This window comes from Pseudomonas sp. B5(2017), from assembly GCF_002112825.1.
Classification (GTDB): domain Bacteria; phylum Pseudomonadota; class Gammaproteobacteria; order Pseudomonadales; family Pseudomonadaceae; genus Aquipseudomonas; species Aquipseudomonas putida_Z.
This window is the reverse complement of the sequence record NZ_NEIR01000012.1, coordinates 70384-93190: the sequence shown is the minus strand read 5'-3', so window position 1 is coordinate 93190 and position 22807 is coordinate 70384. Positions and strand designations below refer to the sequence as shown.

17 protein-coding genes are annotated in these 22807 nt (G+C 65.2%); 5 read left to right on the top strand and 12 right to left on the bottom strand.

Going from position 1 to position 22807, the window contains the following annotated elements:
- Positions 1–201: 201 nt before the first annotated feature.
- From ptsP to CAG00_RS18770, 3 genes are read left to right on the top strand one after another with little or no spacing between them, the layout of a single operon-like run.
- Complete coding sequence (gene ptsP / locus CAG00_RS18780) at positions 202–3054, top strand: phosphoenolpyruvate--protein phosphotransferase (protein WP_085665036.1); 2853 nt, start codon at positions 202–204, stop codon at positions 3052–3054.
- Positions 3055–4002 carry a 1-phosphofructokinase gene (pfkB, locus tag CAG00_RS18775; RefSeq protein ID WP_085665035.1) on the top strand — a complete coding sequence of 316 codons (948 nt, stop codon included), beginning with the start codon at positions 3055–3057 and terminating at the stop codon, positions 4000–4002.
- Entirely contained in the window at positions 3999–5738 is a 1740-nt protein-coding gene (locus CAG00_RS18770; protein WP_085665034.1) for a PTS fructose-like transporter subunit IIB, read from the top strand. The genes pfkB and CAG00_RS18770 overlap by 4 nt, the downstream gene beginning before the upstream one ends.
- A gap of 122 nt (positions 5739–5860) precedes the next feature.
- Here the strand turns inward: CAG00_RS18770 and CAG00_RS18765 are convergent, their stop codons facing one another.
- Positions 5861–6082 carry a DUF3820 family protein gene (locus CAG00_RS18765; RefSeq protein WP_015268980.1) on the bottom strand — a complete coding sequence of 74 codons (222 nt, stop codon included), beginning with the start codon at positions 6080–6082 and terminating at the stop codon, positions 5861–5863.
- 203 nt (positions 6083–6285) lie between these two features.
- Here CAG00_RS18765 and CAG00_RS18760 point away from each other — a divergent pair, with 203 nt between their 5' ends.
- Positions 6286–6762, top strand: a complete 477-nt coding sequence (locus tag CAG00_RS18760; RefSeq protein ID WP_025337730.1) for a PA2169 family four-helix-bundle protein — start codon at positions 6286–6288, stop codon at positions 6760–6762.
- Here the strand turns inward: CAG00_RS18760 and CAG00_RS18755 are convergent.
- The 11 genes from CAG00_RS18755 to norR all read right to left on the bottom strand — a co-directional run bounded on the left by CAG00_RS18755 (position 6759) and on the right by norR (position 20964).
- Complete coding sequence (locus CAG00_RS18755; RefSeq protein ID WP_085665033.1) at positions 6759–8249, bottom strand: GGDEF domain-containing protein; 1491 nt, start codon at positions 8247–8249, stop codon at positions 6759–6761. The two genes, CAG00_RS18760 and CAG00_RS18755, sit on opposite strands and share 4 nt — an antisense overlap.
- A gap of 236 nt (positions 8250–8485) precedes the next feature.
- Positions 8486–9820 carry an OprD family porin gene (locus CAG00_RS18745; RefSeq protein ID WP_085665032.1) on the bottom strand — a complete coding sequence of 445 codons (1335 nt, stop codon included), beginning with the start codon at positions 9818–9820 and terminating at the stop codon, positions 8486–8488.
- Positions 9821–10025: 205 nt separating this feature from the next.
- Complete coding sequence (locus tag CAG00_RS18740; RefSeq protein ID WP_085665031.1) at positions 10026–10250, bottom strand: hypothetical protein; 225 nt, start codon at positions 10248–10250, stop codon at positions 10026–10028.
- Between the two features lie 288 nt (positions 10251–10538).
- On the bottom strand, positions 10539–11942 hold the full coding sequence (locus tag CAG00_RS18735) for a heavy metal sensor histidine kinase (RefSeq protein ID WP_085665030.1): 1404 nt from the start codon (positions 11940–11942) through the stop codon (positions 10539–10541).
- A complete protein-coding gene (locus tag CAG00_RS18730; protein ID WP_025337735.1) occupies positions 11917–12591 on the bottom strand; it encodes a heavy metal response regulator transcription factor in 675 nt (224 codons plus the stop codon). The genes CAG00_RS18735 and CAG00_RS18730 overlap by 26 nt, the downstream gene beginning before the upstream one ends.
- Before the next feature lie 9 nt (positions 12592–12600).
- Positions 12601–15693 (bottom strand): multidrug efflux RND transporter permease subunit, encoded by a 3093-nt coding sequence (locus tag CAG00_RS18725; RefSeq protein WP_085665029.1) that lies wholly within the window; start codon positions 15691–15693, stop codon positions 12601–12603.
- Positions 15690–16853 (bottom strand): efflux RND transporter periplasmic adaptor subunit, encoded by a 1164-nt coding sequence (locus tag CAG00_RS18720; protein WP_085665028.1) that lies wholly within the window; start codon positions 16851–16853, stop codon positions 15690–15692. The genes CAG00_RS18725 and CAG00_RS18720 overlap by 4 nt, the downstream gene beginning before the upstream one ends.
- 327 nt (positions 16854–17180) lie before the next feature.
- Positions 17181–17915: a YkgJ family cysteine cluster protein gene (locus CAG00_RS18710; protein WP_085665026.1), complete on the bottom strand. Its 735-nt coding sequence runs from the start codon at positions 17913–17915 to the stop codon at positions 17181–17183.
- Positions 17912–18223 carry a hypothetical protein gene (locus CAG00_RS18705; protein WP_025337739.1) on the bottom strand — a complete coding sequence of 104 codons (312 nt, stop codon included), beginning with the start codon at positions 18221–18223 and terminating at the stop codon, positions 17912–17914. Before CAG00_RS18705 ends, CAG00_RS18710 begins: the two co-directional genes overlap by 4 nt.
- An 88-nt stretch (positions 18224–18311) precedes the next feature.
- Positions 18312–19211 (bottom strand): chemotaxis protein, encoded by a 900-nt coding sequence (locus CAG00_RS18700; RefSeq protein WP_075043807.1) that lies wholly within the window; start codon positions 19209–19211, stop codon positions 18312–18314.
- 199 nt (positions 19212–19410) lie between these two features.
- Positions 19411–20964: a nitric oxide reductase transcriptional regulator NorR gene (gene norR, locus CAG00_RS18695; RefSeq protein ID WP_085665025.1), complete on the bottom strand. Its 1554-nt coding sequence runs from the start codon at positions 20962–20964 to the stop codon at positions 19411–19413.
- 154 nt (positions 20965–21118) lie between these two features.
- Between norR and hmpA the strand changes: the two genes are divergently transcribed.
- On the top strand, positions 21119–22297 hold the full coding sequence (gene hmpA / locus CAG00_RS18690; protein WP_085665024.1) for an NO-inducible flavohemoprotein: 1179 nt from the start codon (positions 21119–21121) through the stop codon (positions 22295–22297).
- Positions 22298–22807: the final 510 nt, after the last annotated feature.

Here is a 22807-nt window from a genome sequence, read left to right as displayed (position 1 = left end):
CATTGTCGCAATTGTCCGACAGGATGGGGCTTTTTCCTCGGCAGATTATCGAGTAACGTGGCCGTCTGGTCAGATTAATCGTTTCAGCTGCCGAATTTTCTGCCTCGGCTGCCATCCGTGCAAGGCTGTTGAACTGGCCGTTCAAGTGAATTTCACAACAATACTCCAGTACCCGACCGGGAACTGCAAAAGGAGAAGGTCATGCTCGAGCTCGCCAAGGAGCAGATAGCCATGGGCCAGAAGGCCGCCGACAAGGCCGAGGCATTGCGCCTGCTGGCCGACCGGTTGGTCGCTGATGGCCTGGTCGCCGAGGGATACCTGCAAGGGCTGCAGGCCCGAGAGGCACAAGGCTCCACCTTCCTTGGGCAGGGCATTGCCATCCCCCATGGCACGCCGCAGACCCGTGACCTGGTGTACGCCACCGGCGTGCGCCTGTTGCAGTTCCCCGAGGGCGTGGATTGGGGGGATGGCCAGATGGTCTACCTTGCCATCGGCATCGCCGCCCGTTCCGATGAGCACCTGCGCCTGCTGCAACTGCTGACCCGTGCCCTGGGCGAGACCGACCTGGCCGAAGCATTGCGCCGCGCCGGCTCCGCCGAGGCGTTGCTGAAACTGTTGCAGGGCGCGCCGCAGGAACTGGCGCTGGATGCACAACTGGTCGGCCTGAACCTGGCGGCCGAGGACTTCGATGAACTGGCCTGGCGCGGCGCCCGCCTGTTGCAGCGCGCCGACTGCGTCGACAGCGGTTTTGCCGCCGTGTTGCAGCAGGCCGAGCCGCTGCCGCTGGGCGAGGGCCTGTGGTGGCTGCACAGCGAGCGCCAGGTGCGCCAGCCGGGCCTGGCCTTCATCACCCCGCAGCAGCCGCTGCGTTACCGCGACCAGCCGCTCAACGGCCTGTTCTGCCTGGCCAGCCTCGGTGCTGCCCACCAGGCCTTGCTCGAGCGCCTGTGCGAAGTGCTGATCGAAGGCCGTGGGCAGATGCTCTACCAGGCCACCAGCAGCCGCGCGGTGCTTGAAGTCCTGGGCGGAGAGGCGCCGGTGGACTGGCCCAGCGCGCGGGTCGTGCTGGCCAACCCGCACGGTTTGCACGCCCGCCCGGCAAAGGTACTGGCGCAACTGGCCAAAGGTTTCGACGGGGAAATCCGTGTACGCCTGGTCGACAGCGCGCAGCCAGCGGTGTCGGTGAAGAGCCTGAGCAAGCTGCTCAGCCTCGGCGCCCGACGTGGCCAGGCGCTGGAACTGGTGGCTGAGCCAGCCATCGCCGCCGATGCCTTGCCGGTGCTGCTGGCCGCCATCGAACAAGGCCTGGGGGAAGAGGTGGAGCCACTGCCACAGAGCGCGGCGACCGCAGCCGGCGCAGCGGCCGAAGTGCTGCAAGCGCCCGCAGCTGGTAGCCGCATCCACGGCGTGGGTGCGGCGCCCGGCATTGCCAGTGGCCCGGCGCATGTGTGTGTCGAGCGTGAGTTCGACTATCCCCTGCGCGGCGAGTCCTGCGCCCTGGAGCGGCAGAAGCTGCGTGAAGCCGTTGCGACTGTCAATGGCGAGCTGCAGGCCTTGGTCCAGCGCAGCGACAAGGCCATTGGCGAAATCTTCGTCACCCATCAGGAGATGCTCGCCGACCCGGCCCTGGCCGATGATGTGGAGCAACGCCTGGGCCAGGGCGAAAGTGCCGCGGCAGCCTGGATGGCAGTGATCGAGGCGGCGGCGCGCCAGCAGGAGTCGCTGCACGATGCCTTGCTCGCCGAACGTGCTGCCGATCTGCGTGACATTGGCCGCCGCGTGCTGGCGCAGTTGTGTGGCGTGCAGGCCCAGTGTGAACCCGAGCAACCCTACGTGCTGGTGATGACCGAAGTCGGCCCGTCCGATGTCGCCCGGCTGGACCCGAGCCGCGTCGCCGGTATCGTCACCGCCCAGGGCGGTGCCACCGCCCACAGCGCCATCGTCGCCCGTGCCCTGGGCATTCCGGCGGTAGTGGGCGCGGGGGCGTCGATACTGCTGTTGGACAGTGGCACGCCGTTGCTGCTCGATGGCCAGCGTGGCGTGGTCAGCGTGGCGCCGCCGGCGGATGAACTGCAACGGGCCCTGGCCGAACGCGACCTGCGCGAGCAGCGCTTGCAGGCCGCCTGGGCCAACCGTTTCGAGCCGGCGGTCACCCGTGATGGTCACGCTGTCGAGGTGTTTGCCAACATCGGCGAGAGCAACGGCATCGCCAAGGTAGTGGAGCAGGGCGCCGAAGGCGTGGGCCTGCTGCGCACCGAGCTGATTTTCATGGCCCACACCCAGGCCCCGGACGTAGCGACCCAGGAAGCCGAGTACCGCCGCGTGCTCGATGGCCTCGACGGGCGCCCGCTGGTGGTACGCACCCTTGATGTCGGCGGTGACAAACCGCTGCCGTACTGGCCGATCGCTGCCGAGGAAAACCCGTTCCTCGGTGTGCGCGGCGTACGCCTGACCCTGCAGCGCCCGCAGGTGATGGAGGACCAGCTGCGCGCCTTGCTGCGCGCGGCCGACCAGCGCCCGCTGCGCATCATGTTCCCGATGGTCGGGCAGGTCCATGAATGGCGCGAGGCGCGTGCCATGGTCGAGCGCCTGCGCGCCGAGATCCCGGTAGCCGACTTGCAGCTGGGTATCATGGTCGAGGTGCCCTCGGCAGCGCTGCTGGCACCACGGCTGGCGCGCGAAGTGGACTTCTTCAGCATCGGCACCAACGACCTGACCCAGTACACCCTGGCCATCGACCGTGGCCACCCCAGCCTCTCGGCCCAGGCCGACGGCCTGCACCCGGCGGTGCTCAGCCTGATCGACATGACCGTGCGCGCCGCCCATGCCCATGGCAAGTGGGTGGGCGTGTGCGGCGAGCTGGCGGCCGACCCGCAGGCGGTGGCCGTGCTGCTGGGCCTGGACGTGGACGAACTCAGCGTCGCCGCGCGCAGCATTGCCGAAGTCAAGGCCCTGGTCCGCCAGGCCGATCACCAGACGGCCCGCGCCCTGGCGCGCGAGGCCCTGCAACAGGACAGCGCCGCAGCGGTTCGCGCGCTGGTGGAGCGTTACTGAATGGCCAAGATCCTCACCCTCACCCTGAACCCGGCGCTGGATATCACCATCGGCCTGGATACCCTGCGCCCGGGGCAGGTCAACCGCAGCCAGGAGCAGCACAGCCACGCTGCGGGCAAGGGGCTGAACGTTGCCCAGGTACTGGCCGACCTGGGGCACAGCGTCACTGTTGGCGGCTTCCTCGGGCGTGACAACCTGCAGCCCTTCGAAGCGCTGATCGATTGGCGCGGCTTCGTCGACTGCTTTGTCCGCGTACCGGGCGAAACCCGCAGCAACATCAAGCTGGTCGAGGCTGATGGCCGTGTCACCGACATCAACGGCCAAGGCCCGGAAGTCGACGAAGCGGCACGCAGTGCATTGCTGCGCCGCCTGGCGCAGATTGCCCCGGGCCACGACGCGGTGGTGGTGGCTGGTAGCCTGCCGCGCGGGATCAGTGCCGACTGGTTCCGCCAGTTGCTCGAACAGCTCAAGGCGCAAGGCCTCAAGGTGGCCCTGGACAGCAGCGGCGAAGCCCTGCGTGCCGGCCTGCAGAGCTCGCCCTGGCTGGTCAAGCCCAATACCGAAGAGCTGGGCGAAGTGCTTGGCCTGGCTGTGGATAACCCGGCGCAGCAGCGCGCTGCTGCCGAGCGTCTGCTGGCCAGTGGCGTCGAACACGTGGTGGTGTCGGCGGGCGAGCAGGGCGTCAGCTGGTTTACCCATGACCATGCCGTACATGCTTGCCCACCCAAGGTGCAGGTCGCCAGTACGGTGGGCGCAGGTGATTCGCTGGTGGCCGGCATGGTCCACGGCCTTCTGCTGGGTGAAGCCCCGGCGCAGACCTTGACCCGTGCCACCGCGATCGCAGCACAGGCTGTTACCCAGGTTGGTTTCGGCATCCGTGACCGCGAGCAACTGGCGCGTCTGGAAGCCGCCGTGCAACTGACAGAACAACAAGAGGGTTGCCGATGAACATTGCCATTGTCACTGCCTGCCCCAACGGCCAGGTGTCGAGCGTGCTGAGCGCGCGCTTGCTGTCCGCCGCTGCCCAGCGGCGCGGCTGGAGCACCAGCGTCGAAGTGCAGGATGCCGGCCACCCCGAGCGGCAACTGAGCGCCGCGCAGATAGCCGAGGCCGACTGGGTGCTGGTGGTCAGCACCGGCCCGGTGGACCTGGCGCGTTTCGTCGACAAGCGCGTGTACCAGAGCACGCCGTCCCAGGCTTTGGCCGACCGCGAAGGCTTCCTCGATGAGGCGGCGGCCAACGCCCGGCTGCTGGCCGCGGTGCCCGGCCTTGCGGCCGAAGCTGGCAGCGCAGGCGCACGCATCGTCGCCGTCACGGCTTGCCCGACTGGCGTCGCGCATACATTCATGGCCGCAGAAGCCTTGCAGCAGGCCGCGCAGCAACTGGGCTACCAGCTCACCGTCGAAACCCAGGGTTCGGTCGGTGCGCGCAACCCCTTGTCCGCCGAAGCCATCGCCGCAGCCGATGTTGTGCTGCTGGCCGCCGACATCGAAGTGCCCACCGCGCGTTTCGCCGGCAAGCGCATCTACCGTTGTGGCACCGGTATCGCCCTCAAGCAGGCCCGTGCCACCCTGGACAAGGCCTTGGCCGAAGCCAAGGTGGAAAACAGCAGCGATGCTGCAGCGGCGAGCACGCCAGCGAAGGGCGAGAAGACCGGGGTATACAAGCACCTGCTCACCGGCGTGTCGTTCATGCTGCCGATGGTGGTGGCTGGCGGCCTGCTGATTGCCCTGTCGTTCGTGTTTGGTATCGAGGCCTATAAAGAACCGGGCACCTTGCCGGCGGCGTTGATGCAGATCGGCGGCGAGGCTGCGTTCAAGCTGATGGTGCCGCTGCTGGCGGGCTATATCGCCTGGTCCATCGCTGACCGCCCGGGGCTGGCGCCCGGCATGATCGGCGGCCTGCTGGCCAGCACCCTGGGCGCCGGTTTCATCGGTGGTATCGTCGCCGGCTTCCTCGCCGGCTACAGCGCCAAGGCCATTGCCCGCTGGGCGCGCCTGCCCAGCAGCCTGGAGGCACTCAAGCCGATCCTGATCATTCCGCTGCTGGCCAGCCTGTTCACCGGCCTGGTGATGATCTACGTGGTCGGCCAGCCGGTGGCGGCGATGCTGGAAGGGCTCACGCATTTTCTCGACAGCATGGGTACCACCAATGCCATCCTCTTGGGCCTGTTGTTGGGCGGCATGATGTGCGTCGACCTGGGCGGGCCGATCAACAAGGCCGCCTATGCCTTCTCGGTGGGGCTGTTGGCCTCGTCGAGCTATGCGCCGATGGCCGCGACCATGGCCGCCGGCATGGTGCCGCCGATTGGCCTGGGTATCGCCACCTTCCTGGCCCGACGCAAGTTTGCCCAGAGCGAGCGTGAGGCGGGCAAGGCGGCCCTGGCGCTGGGGCTGTGCTTCATCTCCGAAGGGGCTATCCCGTTTGCCGCCAAGGACCCGCTGCGGGTGATCCCGGCCAGCGTGGCCGGCGGGGCATTGACCGGGGCATTGTCGATGTACTTCGGCTGCAAGCTGATGGCGCCGCATGGCGGCCTGTTCGTGCTGCTGATCCCCAATGCGATCAACCATGCGCTGCTGTACTTGTTGGCGATCGTGGCGGGCAGCCTGCTGACGGCGGTGGTGTATGCGGTGATCAAGAAGAGCGAGCGGGTGGAGTTGGCGGTAGCGCCGGTGAAGGGTTAGAGATTTGAGCTGGCTTTACTGGCCTCTTCGCGGGTGAACCCGCTCCCACAGGTACTGCACAGGCATCAGGTCCGGCGCGGTCTCTGTGGGAGCGGGTTCACCCGCGAAGAGGCCAGAACAGGTCAACGCCCGTGCTTTTGCCGCAACGGCACAAGCAGATCACCCAGCCCGTTGTGATCGATCTCGTGCATCAGCGCCAGCAACCCACCCAATTCCCCCGCCGGGAAACCCTTGCGCGCAAACCAGGCCAGATAATCCCCCGGCAGGTCGGCAATGATTCGCCCCTGGTACTTGCCAAACGGCATGGTGCGGGTCACCAGCAGTTCGAGGGTTTCCGGCTTCATCATCGGCGCACCTGGCTGTTGAAAAGCGCCGACCATACTGCAATCTGCACGAAGGCCCAAGCGGCAATCATGCAGAACGCCGTTTTCAGGTTCTGCTCTGATATTTGTATCTATTTGATTTATAAAGATTTTGTCGAGATTAAAGGCTTGGCACGAACGCTGCTCCATTACAGATGACTATCACCTGCCAAGGAGTTTGTGCCATGAGCAATCCCAACAAAGACGTGATCGACGTGCTGAACGACCTGATCGAGTACAGCAAGGATGGCGAGAAAGGCTTCAAGGCCTCGGCCGATGATGTGAAGAACCCCGAACTGAAAGCGTTCTTCGTTCAACGTGCCGGTGAGTGCGCCAATGCGGCCGGCGAACTGCAGAGCGAGGTGCGTCGCCTGGGTGGCGACCCGGAAACCTCCACCAGCATCAGCGGTGACCTGCATCGGGGTTGGGTCAACCTCAAGGCGATGGTCACCGGCAAGGATGAGGAAGCGGTGCTGAACGAGGTGGAGCGGGGTGAGGACCATGCCCTCAAGGCCTACAAGGAAGCCCGCGAGAAACTGGTGAAGCTGGGCCGCACCGCCAGCGACCAGACCTACACCCTGGTGGAAAAACAGCTGCAAGGTGTACAGCGCAACCATGACCAGGTCAGGGCCCTGCGCAACGCCGCCCGCGCCCGCGCCTAGTCGGCAGGCCCCTCTACCCGGTTGCGGCCTTTGGCCTTGGCCCGGTAGAGCGCTTCGTCCGCAGCACCCAGCACCCTCGCCAGATCGTGCTGGGTGCCTGACAGGCCGATGCCGATGCTCACCGTGACCGAGTGGGCATCATCGGCAAACGGCGCCAGCGCCTCGACACTGGCGCGGATGCGCTCGGCCAGCAGCTGCGCACCGGCCAGGTCGGTTTCCGGCAGTACCACCTGAAATTCCTCCCCACCGTAACGCGCTGCCAGATCGGCCGGGCGACGGATGCATGCCTCGATGGTCCTGGCCACTTCGCGCAAGGCATGGTCGCCACCGGCATGGCCGTGGCGCTGGTTGAATGCCTTGAAATGATCCACATCCACCATCAGCACGGCCAACGGCTTGCGGTTGCGCTGGGCGCGGGCCCACTCCTGGCGCAGTACCTGGTCCAGGCGGCGGCGGTTGGCCAGGCCGGTCAGGCTGTCGGTAGCAGCCAGGGTCGCCAGGCCCTGTTCGGCCTCTTGGCGGCGGCGCAGTTCGCGGCCCAGCAGCAGGGTCAGCGAGAGGATACCCACACAGAGCACCCCGGTGGCCACGCTGACCAGGATCGCAGTGCGGCGCCAGGACTCGAACACGTCTTCGGCCGAATGCACCACCAGTACGATCAGCGGCAGCTGCGCGACCCTGGCGAAGGTGTACATGCGTGGTTTGCCGTTGCGGCTGGAGCGGGCGGTGAAGCTGCCGCTCTGCTCGCTGAGAATGCGTTTGAAATTGGGCCGCTCGGCATAGTTGCTGCCAATCCCTGGGTCTTGCGTGCGGCTGGGCTGGCGAGCCAGCAGTTGGCCGTCGGTGTTGAGCAGGTTGATGCTGCTGTCATCGCCAATGTCCAGGCGCTGGAACAGCTCACTGAAGTACGACAGGCGCAGTGCACCCGCTGCCAGGCCGGTGAATTCGCCATTGGCGTCGGAGATACGCCGGCTGAAACTGATGCACCAGTCCAGGTCGCCCAGCTTGGCCTTGAATGGCGGGCCCACCAGCAGGCCGAGGTTGGGGTTGTGCAGGTGCGCCTGGAATACCCCGGTGTCGCCGAAGTTGGCCTTGCGTGGCACGCTGCTGGTGGAGTCGCCCACCACATTGCCTTGCTTGTCCAGCCACAGCACGTCACCGCGCTTGCGGTCGACGAAGGCTTCATTGAATAGCAGGCGTTGGCGCAGCGGGCCGGGGATTTCCGGCAGCTCCTTGCGCCCGACCGCCCAGATCAGGCCCTGCAGCGACTGGTCGTAGAGTTCGACGTTGCGCAGGATGTCGCTTTCGATCAGCTGGACGATATTGTTGGACGAGCGAATTGCCGACAGCTCGACATTGTCGCGCTCGCGCGCCAGCAGGTAGCTGACGATGGCCACGATGGCGAGCACGGCAAGGCAACTGCCCAGATTGAGGATCAGCTCGGGGTGCGACCTGTAGTGTGCGAAACGCGGTAATCGGGTGGTCATGCTCGCTACTGCGTGGGCAGGGCCATTCGCGGCGGCGACATTCTAGGGAAGCGGGGATTGTCGGACAAGATTTGTCCGACGGAATCACGGTATACCTTGTTCTGGACTTACCACAAGCCCCTGTGGGAGCGGGTTCACCCGCGAAGAAACCAACTCGGTGTTTGGCACCGGCTTCGCCGGTGTTCGCGGGTGAACCCGCTCCCACAGGGGTTATGTGTGCTTCCTTTAAACCAGGATCAGAACACGTTCAACGGGTAATCCACGATCACCCGCAGTTCATCGTTGTCGCTGTTGCTGTCGATCGACGCATAACCCTGGCTGCCACGGTGGGTGGCGTAGCGCACCAGCACCGACAGGTCCTTCAGGTCACCCTCCTGGAACACATACTTCACGTCCAGGTCGCGCTCCCAGTGCATGGCGTTCTTGCCATCGGCACGGTAGTAGTCGTAGTGGGTGGTGTCCTGGACGGCCTTGGTCAGGTCGGCTTCACCGCGCGAATACGACAGCACCGTGGTCAGGCCAGGGATGCCCACACCAGCGAAGTCATAGTTGTACTGCAGCTTCCACGAGCGCTCGTTCGGTGCGTTGAAGTCCGAGTACATGCGCGAGTTGTCCAGGTAGATGCTGTCGCCCAGGTTGATGTAGTCGAACGGCGTGTTGCCATTGACCCGCTGGTAGGCGGCGGTGACGCTGTGGAACCCGGCGTTGACGGTGAAATGCACGCTATAGGTGTTGTTGTCGATCTTGCCCAGCAGGGCCTGGCCGGTGTCCTGGGTGTGATAGAAGTGCACGCCCGGGTTCAGGCTGACCAGGTCGTTGACCACGTAGGTGTAGTCGAAATCGGCGTAGTACTGGTTCCAGATGTCCTTCAGCTCGGCCGCATACAGGTTGGCGGTGATGTTCGGGGTACCGCTCCACGACGCGCCGGCCCAGTTCAGGTGCTTGCTCTTGTCGTGCTCGCCCAGCGAACCGTAGTAGGTGTCGATGCGGCGGTGGCCACTCTGGTTGTACGGCTTGGTGAAGCTCACCTGGCCGCCTTCGAGCAGCAGGCCGTCGATGCTGGTGTTGGTCAGGCTCACACCACGGAAGGTCTGCGGCAGCATGCGGGTTTCGCCGCCGGCGATCACCGGGTTGGTGAGGAACAGGTCACCGGCTTTCAGCTCGGTGTCGAACGCCTTGAGCTTGACTGCGGCACCGGCGGTGGAGAACGAGTGAGGGGCAGCACCCAGTTCGTCTTCGTTCTTTTGGTGGGTCGGCAGGATGCTGGTGCCAGCATGGCCGCCGCCACCGTCGAGTTTCAGGCCCAGCATGGCGTGGGCGTCCAGGCCAAAGCCGACCACACCTGGGGTGTAGCCCGACTCGAAGCGTGCAACCGCGCCCTGGCCCCACTCGCGGGTGTCGCGCACGCCGGCGTTGTGGTTGTCGCGGTTGAAGTAGGCATTACGGAAATGCAGGTTGAGGGACGAGCCTTCGATGAAGCCATCAGCCTTGTCTTCATCTGCCTGGGCGGCGAAAGGGATCGTTGCAGTCAACGCAATGAACAACGGGGTAAAACGAAACGCGGAAGGCACCGGTACTAGCTCCTTGGGTCTGGCGGTGGGGCAGTTTTTATTTTCGAATGTGCGTCTTTTTTATAGGTGGACGTTACAGCTTGGCTGATAGTTGAAGCACATAAAAAAAGCCGCTGATCGGCAGCGGCTTTAAAAGGCTAACATATCGGCACCGGTGGTGCCCATGGCGTAGCCAAGGGAAAACGGGAGCAGCGACAGCGCTTGATCAGCTGTCGGCATTGGCATCGACAGAAACCTTGGAAGCTGTCTGGTTTGCGTCTTTGGCGGCGTCGGCCTGCTGTGCGGCTACGGCTTCGCGGGCCTCTTGGTGGACCGCGGCGAACTCAGCATTACGGGTGACGAAAGCCTGGGATTCTTCGGCCATGGCCAGGGGCGACAACAACAGGGAAGACAGGACGAAGACGCTGGCAATACCCATACTGTTGGACATTTGAAACTACCTTCTTGCGGTGCAAGTGCTAATGAGGACGGGGGTAAAGTTAGTCCTTTCAATGCACTTGAAACAGAGCGAAGCGCGATAAGCACTGTTGCGTAAAAGGTAACTATCGCAGGAAAAGCAATTGGACTTTCGGCGCAAACCCCCAGCCTAGAGCACTTCCACGGCCCTTTGTAGGAGCGGCCTTGTGTCGCGATGGGGCGCGAAGCGGCCCCAGGTTTTGTGCCACAGCAACAATTGCCGGGGGCTGCTACGCAGCCCTTTCGCGACACAAGGCCGCTCCTACAGAGACCGCACAGGCCTCAGAACTGGCAATTGGATGCCGAATGTATTGAACCCAGCGGCACTACGCACGAACACCTCCCCACCATGCATAAGCGCAATCGCCTTGACGATCGCCAACCCCAACCCATGGTTACCCCCACCACTGTTGCTACGTGCCGCATCCACCCGGTAGAAGCGTTCGAACAGCAACGGCAGGTGCTCATCGTCGATCGCCGGCCCCGGGTTGCTCACGGCGATGCTGACCTGCTGCGGCCCGGCATCGATCTGCACCTTGATCACCTGGTGCGGTGCGGTGTGCTGCACGGCGTTGTTCAGCAGGTTGATCAGCGCCCGGCGCAGCTGGGCCTTTTCGATGGGCGCCCGGGCATCGCCGCTCACGCTCACGCTGACCTGCGCGTCTTCGAGAATGTAGTCCAGGTAATCGAGGGTGGTCGCCACTTCCTCGGCCAGCGAGGCCTGGGTCAGGGCCGTGGCCTTGCTGCCCTGGTCGGCACTGGCCAGGAACAGCATGTCGTTGATGATGCTGCGCAGGCGCTCCAGTTCCTCAAGGTTCGATTGCAGCACTTCGAAGTAATGCTCGGCGCTGCGCCCGCGGGTCAGCGCCACCTGGGTCTGGCCGATCAGGTTGGTCAGCGGCGAGCGCAGTTCGTGGGCGACGTCGGCATTGAACGCCTCCAGCCGTGAGTAGGCCTGGCTTACTCGGTCGAGCGCCGCATTGAAGGCGCCGGCGAACTGCGCCAGTTCCGGGGCCAGGGCGTGGGTCTGCAGGCGCCCGTCCAGGCGCGGAGGGGCCAGGGCCTGGGCCTCAACGGACAATGCCAGCAGCGGGCGCAGGCCGATACGCGCCACCCAGTAGCCCAGCAGCGAGGCCAGCAGCACGCCGAGCACCGCCAGCCCGACAATCGCCACCAGCAGGCTGTGCTGCGCCTGCCAGAATGTTTCGGTGTCGATGCCGATCAGAAAGCGCAGCGGCGGCCGCTCGCCCAGGGCCGGCAGTTCGCTGACCAGCACCTTGTAAGGGTAGGGCCGGTCGGGCAGGCGCAGGTCGCGCATGCCCTGCGCGCCTTCGGCGAATGCGCGGACCAGCTCGCTGGGGTGGCCGTATTCGTAGGCCGGGTTGCTGCTGACCACCCAGAAGCGAATGCGCTTGTCCTCTTCACTGAGCAGGTTGAGCTTGTTGTTGATCTTGACCCAGTGCTCCGGTGTGCCGAAGCGGTTGAGGGTGGACTCGAGCACGCTGAAGCGCGCATCCAGCTCGGCCTGCGGCAGCAGGTCGAGGCTGCGGTCGACCTGGCGGTACAGCGCCGAGCCGATCAGCAAAAACACGCCCAGCGCCACCAGGATGAACAGCGCCGACAGGCGCAGTGCGATGGAATTACCCCGCACGGTTTTCCAGGACATAGCCCATGCCTCGGATGGTGTGCAGCAACTTGTTGTCGAAAGGCCCGTCGAGCTTGGCGCGCAGGCGCTTGATCGCCACTTCGACGACGTTGGCGTCGCTGTCGAAATTGATGTCCCAGACCAGTTCGGCAATCGCCGTCTTCGACAGGATTTCACCTTGTCGGCGGGCCAGCACGCTGAGCAGCGAGAACTCCTTGGCCGTCAGCTCCAGGCGTTGGCCGGCGCGCGTGGCCTTGCGCGCCATCAGGTCGATCCACAGGTCACCCACCTGCACCTGCAGCGGTTCATGGTTGCTGCTACGGCGGGTCAGGGCTTGCAGGCGGGCGACCAGTTCGAGGAAGGAAAACGGCTTGCCCAGATAGTCGTCGGCACCCTCGCGCAGGCCATGGATACGGTCTTCGACCCGTTCACGGGCGGTCAGCATGATGACCGGTGTCTGCTTTCGCGCGCGCAGGGCGCGCAGCACGCCATACCCGTCCAGGCCAGGCAGCATCACGTCCAGCACGATCACCGCGTAGTCGCCTTCCAGGGCCAGGTGCAGGCCATCGATGCCGTCCCGCGCCAGGTCGACGGTAAACCCCTGCTCGCTGAGGCCGCGATGCAGGTAGTCGGCGGTTTTTTCTTCGTCTTCGATGATCAGCACACGCATGGTCTTTTCCTAACTGGCACTGGGCGCCGCCGCACGGGCGGCCTGGCGGCGGTGGAACAGGCGCTCCAGGGCCAAGTATATGACCGGGGTAGTAAACAGCGTCAGCGCCTGGCTCACCAGCAGGCCACCAACCACGGCGATGCCCAGTGGCTGGCGCAGTTCGGAGCCGGTGCCGAAGCCGAACATCAGCGGCACCGCGCCGAGCAAGGCGGCCAGGGTGGTCATGATGATCGGCCGGAAGCGCGTCAGGCAGGCCTGGTGGATCGCCTGCTCCGGGGTCAGGCCCTGGCGGCGTTGGGCTTCGAGGGCGAAGTCGATCAGCAGGATGCCGTTTTTCTTGACGATACCGATCAGCAGCACCACACCGATCAGCCCCATGATGCTGAAGTCCTGGCCCATGCCCCACAGCAGGATCAGTGCGCCGAGGCCGGCCGAGGGCAGGGTGGAGATGATCGTCAGCGGGTGGACGAAGCTTTCGTACAGCACGCCGAGGATGATGTACACCGCCACCAGCGCAGCCAGGATCAGCCACGGCTGGCTCGACAGCGAGCTCTGGAAGGCCTGGGCCGCGCCCTGGAAGGCGCCGCTGATGGAGTCGGGCATGCCCAGCTCGCGCTGGGTGCGCTCGAGGATGGTCACCGCATCGCCCAGGGCCACGCCCGGGGCCAGGTTGAAGGACAGGTTGGCTGCCGGGAACAGGCCATCGTGGCTGATCGACAGCGGCCCGGTGCTGGGCGGCGCCACATGGGCCACCGCCGACAGCGGCACCATCTCGTTGGTCAGCGGCGAGCGCAGGTAGAAGTAGTTGAGGCTTTCGGCCTTGCCGCGCTGGCGGGCATCCAGTTCGAGGATCACCTTGTACTGGTTGGTCTCGGTCTGGAATTCACTGATCTGCCGCTGGCCGAAGGCGTCGTACAACGCCTGGTCGACGTCGGTGGTGGTCAGGCCGAAACGTGCCGCGGCCTGGCGGTCGATATCGATGCGGGTGACGCTGGCGCCCAGTTGCAGGTCGTTGGACAGGTCGCGGAACGCCGGGTTTTCCCGCAGGCGCTCGGTCAGGCGTTGGGTCCACAGGTTCAGTGCCATGCCGTCGTTGCTCTTGAGCACGTACTGGTACTGGGTGCGCGACGGGCCGGAGCTCAGGTTGATGTCCTGGCCGGCACGCATGTACAGGACGATGCCTGGTACCTGGGCCAGCTTGGGCCGCAGCCGGTCGATCAGTTCGCTGGCCGATACATCGCGTTCGCCACGCGGCTTGAGGGCGATCCAGAAGCGGCCGTTGGCGATGGTCTGGTTGCTGCCGGTGACGCCCACCGAGTGGGAGAACGCGCGCACCGCCGGGTCGGCCTCGATGATTTTGGCCAGCGCCTGGTGCTTCTCGATCATCGACGGGTACGACACATCCGCCGCCGCCTCGCTGGTGCCGAGGATGAAACCGGTATCCTGCAGCGGGAAAAAGCCCTTTGGGATACCCACGTAACCGGCCACCGCCAGGGCCAGGGTCAGGCCGAACATGCCGAGGGTCAGGCGCTGGTGGGCGAGGGCGCGGTCCAGGCCCTTTTCGTACCACCTGACCAGCCGATCGCCGAAGCCGCCCTTGTGCTCTCCGGGCGGGCGGCGCATGAACAGTGCGCACAGGGTTGGCGCCAGGGTCAGCGAAACCACCACCGAAATCAGGATGGTGGCGGTGGCGGTAAGGGCGAACTCCTTGAACAGCCGGCCGACCACGCCGCCCATGAACAGCAGCGGGATGAACGCGGCGATCAGCGAGAAACTGATCGACACCACGGTGAAGCCGATTTCCCCGGCGCCCTTGAGCGCTGCCGTGCGGCTGTCGTCGCCGGCCTCCAGGTGGCGGTGGATGTTCTCCACCACGACGATGGCATCGTCGACCACGAAGCCCACCGAGATGACGATGGCCACCAGGGTCAGGTTGTTCAGGCTGAAGCCGAAGATGTACATCAGCGCGCAACTGGCGATCAGCGATACGCCGAGCACGCTGGACACCACCATGGTCGCCGACCACTGGCGCAGGAACAGCGCCATCACCCCGATCACCAGGGCCACGGCGATCATCAGGGTCAGCTCCACTTCATGCAGCGAGGCACGGATGGTCTGGGTGCGGTCCTGCAGCACCGACACTTCGACCGAGGCTGGCAGCATCTCCTGCAGCTTGGGCAGGGCAGCCAGTACCCGGTCCACGGTATCGACGATGTTGGCGCCAGGCTGGCGGAAAATCACCAGGTTCAGCCCGGGCTGGTCGCCAGACCAGGCTTTGACATAGGCGTTCTCGGCGCCATTGATCACCTTGGCCACATCCTTCAGGTGCACCGGTGCACCGTCACGGTAGGAGACGATCAGCTGGGCGTAGTCGTCGGGGTGGAACAACTGGTCGTTGGCGGCGATGGTCGACACGCTGTGTTCGCCGTACAGCGCACCCTTGGCCAGGTTCAGGCTGGTCTGCTGGATGGCCTGGCGCAGGTCGGCCAGGGTCAGGCCGATGGCGGCCAGTTTCTCGGGTTGCGCCTGCACGCGGATCGCCGGGCGCAGTTGCCCGGTGATGTTGATCAGGCCGACCCCGTCGATTTGGCTCAGCTGGCGCGCGAGCAGGGTTTCGGCGTAGTCGCTGAGGTCGTTGCCAGGCATCTGGCTGGAGCTGACCGTCAGCACCAGCACCGGGCTGTCGGCCGGGTTGACCTTGCGCCAGGTCGGCGGGTTGGGCAGGTCTTGCGGCAAGCGCGCGGTGGCGGTGTTGATGGCCGCCTGCACTTCCTGGGCGGCGGTGTCGATGTTCTTGTCGAGCGTGAATTGCAGGATCAGGTTGGTCGAGCCCAGTGCGCTGCTGCTGGTCATCTGGGTCATGCCGGGGATGGCGCTGAACTGCACTTCCAGCGGCGTGGCCACCGACGAGGCCATGGTTTCCGGGCTGGCGCCGGGCAGCTGGGCGGTGACCTGGATGGTCGGGAAGTCGGCTTCCGGCAGTGGTGCCACCGGCAGGCGCGGGAAGGCGATGGCCCCCAGCAGCACCAGGGCGAAGGTCAGCAGCAGGGTGGCGATGGGGTGGTCGATGCACCAGGCCGAAACACCGTTGCGCGTGTTCATGGCTGGCTCCGGCGGTCGGCCATTTCCGAGGGGGCGGGGGCGTCGGGGGCCACCTCGACCCGCGAACCGGGCTTGAGCCGCGACTGGCCATCGAGCACCAGGCGCTCGCCCGGCTTGACCCCGGCAATGATGTTCAGCCCGCTGTCCTGGTACAGCACCTTGACCGGCACACTGGTGACCTTGTCACCGTCCAGGCGGTAGACAAAGTGCCCGTCGACGCCGCGCTGTACCACAGGCGGCGGTACCACCAGGGCGTTTTCTTCCACGGCGGTGCGCAGGCGGATGGTGACCAGCTGGCCCGGCCACAGGCGGCCGTCCTTGTTGTCGAACTCGGCTTTTACCCGCACGGTGCCGGTGGTGGCGGAGATCTGGTTGTCGATCAGTGCCAGGTGGCCTTCGCCGAGCAGGCTGCGTTCGCCGTCGGCATCCATGTAGGCCTGCACCAGCGCCGGGGTGGGCGCCTTCAGCAGGCTTTGCAGGGTCGGCAGCATTTGCTGCGCCAGGGCGAATTCGACGGCGATCGGGTCGATCTGGGTGACGCTGAACAGGCTGCGGGTATCGCTGGTGCGCACCAGGTTGCCGGGGTCGACGTTGCGAATACCTACCCGGCCGGTCACTGGCGAGCGGATCTGCGTGTACGACAGCTGCACCTCGGCATTGGCGATGGCCGCCTGGTTGCCCTTGACCGTGGCTTGCAGCCGGTTGACCAGGGCCTGCTGCTGGTCGAGGGTCTGCTTCGAAACGCCGTTGTCGGTACTCAGCAGGCGGTAGCGCTGCAGGTCGACGTTGGCTACCTGGATCTGTGCCTGGCTCTGGCCAAGTTCGGCACGGGCCTGGTCGAGGTTGGCGCGGATGGCGCGGTCGTCGAGGGTGGCCAGCAGGTCGCCTTCCTTCACCCACTGGCCTTCCTTGACCAGCACCTGGGTCAGTACCCCCTCCACTTGCGGGCGCACCTCGACGCTGTGCAGCGACAGCACCGAGCCGATGGCGCTGGCATAGCGCGGCACGTTCTGCTGGACGACACTGACCACGCGCACCGGGATGGCGGTTTGTGCACGGGCGGCAGGTGCTGGCTGGCGCTGGCCGAACCAGATACCCGCTACCGCCAGGACCAGGAGTGCCAGGGCGGCGAGGATGACAGGGCGGGACGGACGTCGCATCGGTGCGGGCACCTTGGCCAGAGGGGAATGGTTGTCTGTATTCAAGCTTATAGCCCCCGAACCGGGTCGGCAGCGTGACCGCTGGCTGACAGCGCTGTCAGTTTTGCCTGCACCGCAGGAGATCGCTCGCCTTTTTGCGCTGCGCTGTCGTGCAGAGAACTGATCAGCCGGGTGATCCGCGTACCCTGTGGGAGCGGGTTCACCCGCGAAGAATCCAGCGCGGTACATGGCACCGGCTCCGCCGGTGTTCGCGGCTAAAGCCGCTCCCACAGGGATGGCGCCGGTTCATAGATCTGGAACAGGACAGTTGCCCCCGCCAAGGCATAGCTAGAAGCTGATGAAGGCGTAATACACCGGGGGCTCGTTGGTGGTGCGCAAACCATGTTCCTGCAAGCTCGCCACCAGCGCCGCGTCCTCCACATGCAGGGTCCACTGTGCCCGGCCAACCTCCGGTACCTGGGCCAGGGCCGCGCTGAACGCGCCCATGTCAGGCAAGTAGGCAGTAAACCCGTTGCCCTTGAGCGCGCTGGTGGTCATGCCCAGCGCCTGGCACACCGCCACCTTGGCGGCGATGTCATCGCGGTCGGCCTGGCGCGAGGCCTGCACCAGCTCCTCCAGCCCGGCATCGACCAGTTGCCTGCCGTGAATCAGCTCCGGCCCCTGTTGCCAGGCTTCCGGCGGGCAGTCCTTGCTGCCTGGTCGCAGCGGGATATGCGGGTTGATTTCCACCGGGTAGATGCGACAGACCAGCGGCCGCTGGTCATAGATGGTGCACAGGTCGTTGTCGTCGAGGTTGCGGCAGCGCCCGGGGTTGAAGGCGGCAAAGGTCACCGATACTCGTGCCTCGCCGTCGCCACAGGGCACGGGATGGGACCGACGCAGCACATGATCACGCTGTTCTACCGGCATGCCAGGGCCGTCTGCCACGAAGGCTTCGATCAGCACCACCACCTGGCCACCGTCGTCCGCCCAGCGGCGCGCTTCCTCCAGGGTCAAGGGCACGTGGTGGCCGGTACAGCACTTGCCGCAGCCGGTACAGGCGAAACGCAGGCTGTCGGTCACTTGGCTTCCGGGCTCCACTCGCTGACGAAGGCGCGCTGGTGCTGGCGGTCGTACAGGCAAAGTTCGGTGCCGGTGCGCTGCTGCATGTGCTTCTGGGGGTAGACGCCTTCGATCAGCAGGGCGCTCATGCCGACCTGGTCATCGAACTCGGCGGGCTTGCTGCGGGCGTGGGCATCCTTGAACTGGCTGGCGGCCAGGCAGGCCTTGAGCATCTGCTGGCGCTGCTCGTTCCAGGCCTGGCTGCTGGAGGCCTGGGCGATACCGCTGAAGAGAGCGCAACTGATCAGGATAGAGCTGAGAAACTTCATACGCGATTCCGGCAAGTTACTTGCGAGGGGCGCGAATTATGCCCGACTCGACCCCGGCGGCAAGCCGGGGAGTTTGTCTCCGAATATATCAGCGCTCGGCGAACACCACGGCGCGCGCCGCCACCACCAGACAATCGGTCAGCTCCGGCGAAGAGAACTTGGTGAGGATGGCATTGGCCCCGGCCTGGGTCGCCTTTTCGCTGCTCATGGCGCTGTCCAGCGAGGTGTGCAGCAATATGTACAGGTGCTGGAAATCGGGGGTTTCGCGCAGGGTGCGAGTGAAGGCGTAGCCGTCCATTTCGCTCATTTCGATGTCGGAGACGATCACGTTGATTTCCTGCGCGGTGCCTTGCAGTTCAAGCAGCACGTTGATGGCGTCCTTGGCGCTGCGCGCGGTGTGGCATTCGATGCCGAGGTTGCGCAGGGTGTGCACCGACTGCTGCAGGGCCACCTGGCTGTCGTCCACCACCAGGATGTTGGCGGCGGCCAGCAGGCTGGCGTCTTCCTCGCTCAAGGTGCCATGAGGCTGCTCGGGCACCGGCGGGGCGATGGCGTGGATGACTTTTTCGATGTCCAGCACCTGCACCAGGGTGTTGTCGACCCGGGTCACGCCGGTGATGAACGAGCGGCTGCCCGAGCCGTAGGGTGGTGGTTTGATGTCGGTGCTCAGGCAATGCACGATGCGGCTGACCGCCTGCACATGCAGACCCTGGCGCGAGCGGCTGATCTCGGTGACGATCAGGCAGCCGCCGTCCGGGTCGGCCAGCGGCCGTTCGCCGATGGCGCGGGACAGGTCGATGACCGACAGCGGATTGCCGCGCAGGGTCGCCACGCCTTTCACGTGGGGGTGCGATTCGGGCAGCTTGGTCAGCGGCGGGCAGGGAATTATCTCGCTGACCTTGAGCAGGTTGATTGCCATCAACTTGCCGCTGCGCAGGGTGAACAGCAGCAGGGACAGCGAATCCGCGCGGGCATTTTGCGTGGCCATGGTGACCTTCGTGGGGAACAGGGGATAACCGGTTATCGGCCTGTTCGGACTTGGCTTTAGTCATTTTGCACCGAGCCAAGGAATGCTCTGGACCCTGTGGGAGCGGCTTTAGCCGCGAACACCGGCGCAGCCGGTGCCATGCACCGCGTTGGATTCTTCGCGGCTAAAGCCGCTCCCACATGTACCGCGCTGGTTTCAATCAGCGCAGCCCGAGCCTACGGGCCAGGCGGCTAAGGTTAGCGCGGTCCAGGCCGAGTTCCCGGGCAGCCGCTGCCCAGTTTTCTTCGTGCCGCTGCAAGCAGGCCTCGATCACCTGGCGCTGGTAGTCGTCGACGGCTGCGCGCAGGCCCCCCTCGGGTAGCGGCGCCGCCGGCAAGGGCACAGCAGGGGAGGGCGCGGTGCCGGGCGTTGCCGTTGCGCGCAGGTCCAGGTCGATGGCTTCCAGGGTGAGTATGCGTGGCCTGTCGGAATGTTGGCCCAGCGCCTTGAGCGCCGAGCGGCCGATCAGGTGTTCCAGTTCACGCACGTTGCCTGGCCAGTCGTAGGCCAGCAGCGCGGCCTGGGCCTCGCTGCTAAGGCGCAGGCTGTTCAGGCCCAGGCGCGAACGGTTCTGTTCGAGGAAGTAGCCGGCCAGTAGCAGCACATCACGCCCACGTTCGCGCAGCGGCGGCACATGCAGCGGGTATACGCTGAGGCGGTGGTAGAAGTCGGCGCGGAAGTTGCCAGTGCGCACTTCTGCTGCCAGGTCGCGGTTGGTGGCTGCGATCAGGCGCACATCCACCCGGTGTTCGCGGTCCGAACCCAGGCGCTGCAACTGGCCGCTCTGCAGCACGCGCAACAGCTTGGCTTGCACCGTCAGTGGCAGCTCACCGACTTCGTCGAGGAACAGTGTGCCGCCATTGGCGAGCTCGAATTTGCCGCGACGCTCGCCATGGGCGCCGGTGAAGGCGCCACGCACATGACCGAACAGTTCGCTTTCCACCAGGGTGTCGGGCAGGGCGGCACAGTTGAGGCTGACCAGCGGTTTGTCGGCGCGGTTGCTGGCCTGGTGCAGGGCCTGGGCCACCAACTCCTTGCCGACGCCGGTCTCACCGGTGATCAGCACGGTCAGGTCGCTGCCACCGACCAGGCGGATTTCCTCCACCAGGCGCTTGTGCGCGGGGCTCTGGCCAATCAGCTCTTTGTCCTGGCCGCTGGCCTGGCGGTAGATCTCCGCGCGGTGGTGTTCGTCTTCCGCGCGCAGGGCCAGGTGCTCGATGCGCTCGGCCACGGTGACCGTGGCGGCGGCCAGGCTGGCGAAGGCCTGCAGGGCGCCCAGCTCCAGGCTCTGGAACTGCCCGGGGGTGAGGGCATCGAGGGTAACCAGCCCCCAAGGGCGCTCGTCGACCATCAACGGGCAACCCATGCAGTCATGTACCTCCAGGTTGGCATCGGGGGCGTTGACCAGGCCGTCGTAAGGGTCGGGCAGCTCGGAGTCGCTGGCGAAGCGGGTGGGTTCCGCGCTGCTGAGCAGGATCTGGAAGCGAGGGTGCTCACTGACCCGGAAGCGCCGGCCCAGGGTATCGGGGCTCAGCCCGTCCACTGCCAGCGGCACCAGCCACTCGCCGTCCAGGCGCAGCAGCGCGGCGGCATCGCAGGGCAGCAACCCACGCATGGCCTGCAGCAGGCGGCGATAGCGTTCCTGGTCGGGCAGGTCGCGGGAAAGGTCGCTGACCAGGGGCAGCAGGGTGGTGAGCAAGGGCTTCGTGGTCATATGGACTCCTGTGGGTCGATATGACTATACGTCGAGGTGGGTCGTTTTGACATGACCTGCGTCAACCCCCTGATTTTGCTGGAGATAAAAGTTGGCATGATTGATGTAACAGCTCGGGCAGTCATTTGAAGCCACAGGCTCAGGAGTTGTTGCAATGCTCAATGCCGAACAACGTGCAATCATCAAGGCCACTGTCCCCCTGCTGGAAAGCGGCGGCGAAGCGCTGACCACCCACTTCTACAAGATGATGCTCAGCGAGTACCCGCAAGTGCGCCCGCTGTTCAACCAGGCCCACCAGGCCAGCGGTGACCAACCGCGAGCCCTGGCCAACGGCGTGCTGATGTATGCCCGCCACATCGACCAGCTGGAGCAGCTTGGCGGCCTGGTCGGCCAGATCATCAACAAGCACGTTGCCCTGCAGATTCTGCCGGAGCACTACCCGATCGTCGGCAGCTGCCTGCTGCGCGCCATCGAAGAAGTGCTGGGCAAGGAAATCGCCACCCCCGCCGTGATCGACGCCTGGGGCGCGGCCTATGGCCAGCTGGCCGACATCCTGATCGGCGCGGAAGAGAACCTCTATAAACAGAAGGAAGAAGCCGAAGGCGGCTGGCGCGGTACCCGCGAATTCCGCCTGGTACGCCGTGAGCAGGAAAGCAGCGAAATCGTTTCGTTCTACTTTGCCCCGGTGGATGGCAAGCCGGTGCTCAAGGCCGAGCCTGGCCAGTACATCGGCCTGAAGCTGGACATCGACGGCGCCGAGCAGCGCCGCAACTACTCCCTGTCGGCACTGTGCGACGGCAAGGAATACCGCATCAGCGTCAAGCGCGAGGCGGGTGGCAAGGTTTCCAACTACCTGCACGATGTGCTGGCGGTGGGCGATACCCTGCAGCTGTTCCCGCCGGCTGGCGATTTCACCCTGGCAGCGGGCGACAAGCCGCTGGTGCTGATCAGCGGTGGCGTGGGTATTACCCCGACCCTGCCAATGCTGCAGGCGGCACTGCAAACCCAGCGTGAGGTGCATTTCATTCACTGCGCCCGTAACGGCGCCGTGCATGCCTTCCGCGACTGGATCGACGAGCTGGCCGAGCGTCACCCGCAGCTCAAGCGCTTCTACTGCTATGCAGAACCGCAGGATGGTGCTGCGGCTGATGCCGTGGGCCTGCTGAGCGAGGACCTGCTGGCCGAGTGGCTGCCGCAAGAGCGAGACGTGGATGCCTACTTCCTCGGGCCCAAGGGCTTCATGGCGGCGGTCAAGCGCCAGCTGAAGGGCCTGGGTGTGCCAGAGCAGCAGAGCCGCTACGAGTTCTTCGGGCCGGCGGCTGCGCTGGAGTGATGTAGCGCCTGCACTGGCCTCTTCGCGGGTAAACCCGCTCCCACAGGGACCGCACAGGTTTCAAACCTTGTGGGGGCCTGTGGGAAATTTTGTGGTTTTCAACAAACCAGCCCCCACAGGGATCGCGCAGATTTCAAAGCCTGCGCGATCCCTGTGGGAGCGGGTTTACCCGCGAAGAGGCCGGTACAGGCTCACAGAGTATTCATCCCAGCCGCTGGCAAGCCAGCTCCCTTGCAGCATTGCTCCCGCCCGTGGGTAATCGAGAACGAAACGGTCGATCGCATTCGTCGCCTGGGGGCTGGCTTGCCAGCGGCTGGGCCGCACCTCACCTTCCTGCCTATATATAAAGGAGAGATGAAAGCGGCTGTGCAGCTTTCATCTTTAATCCTCCTTTAATCACGGTATCCTTCACTCCCGGGTGTCGAGGGGCTTGCCCCTGCGCGGCACCCGGGTAGCCGCTTTTTTGCTGCCCGGCGTTGAACCGACGTCGTTGCGGCCGGTCTCAGCCAC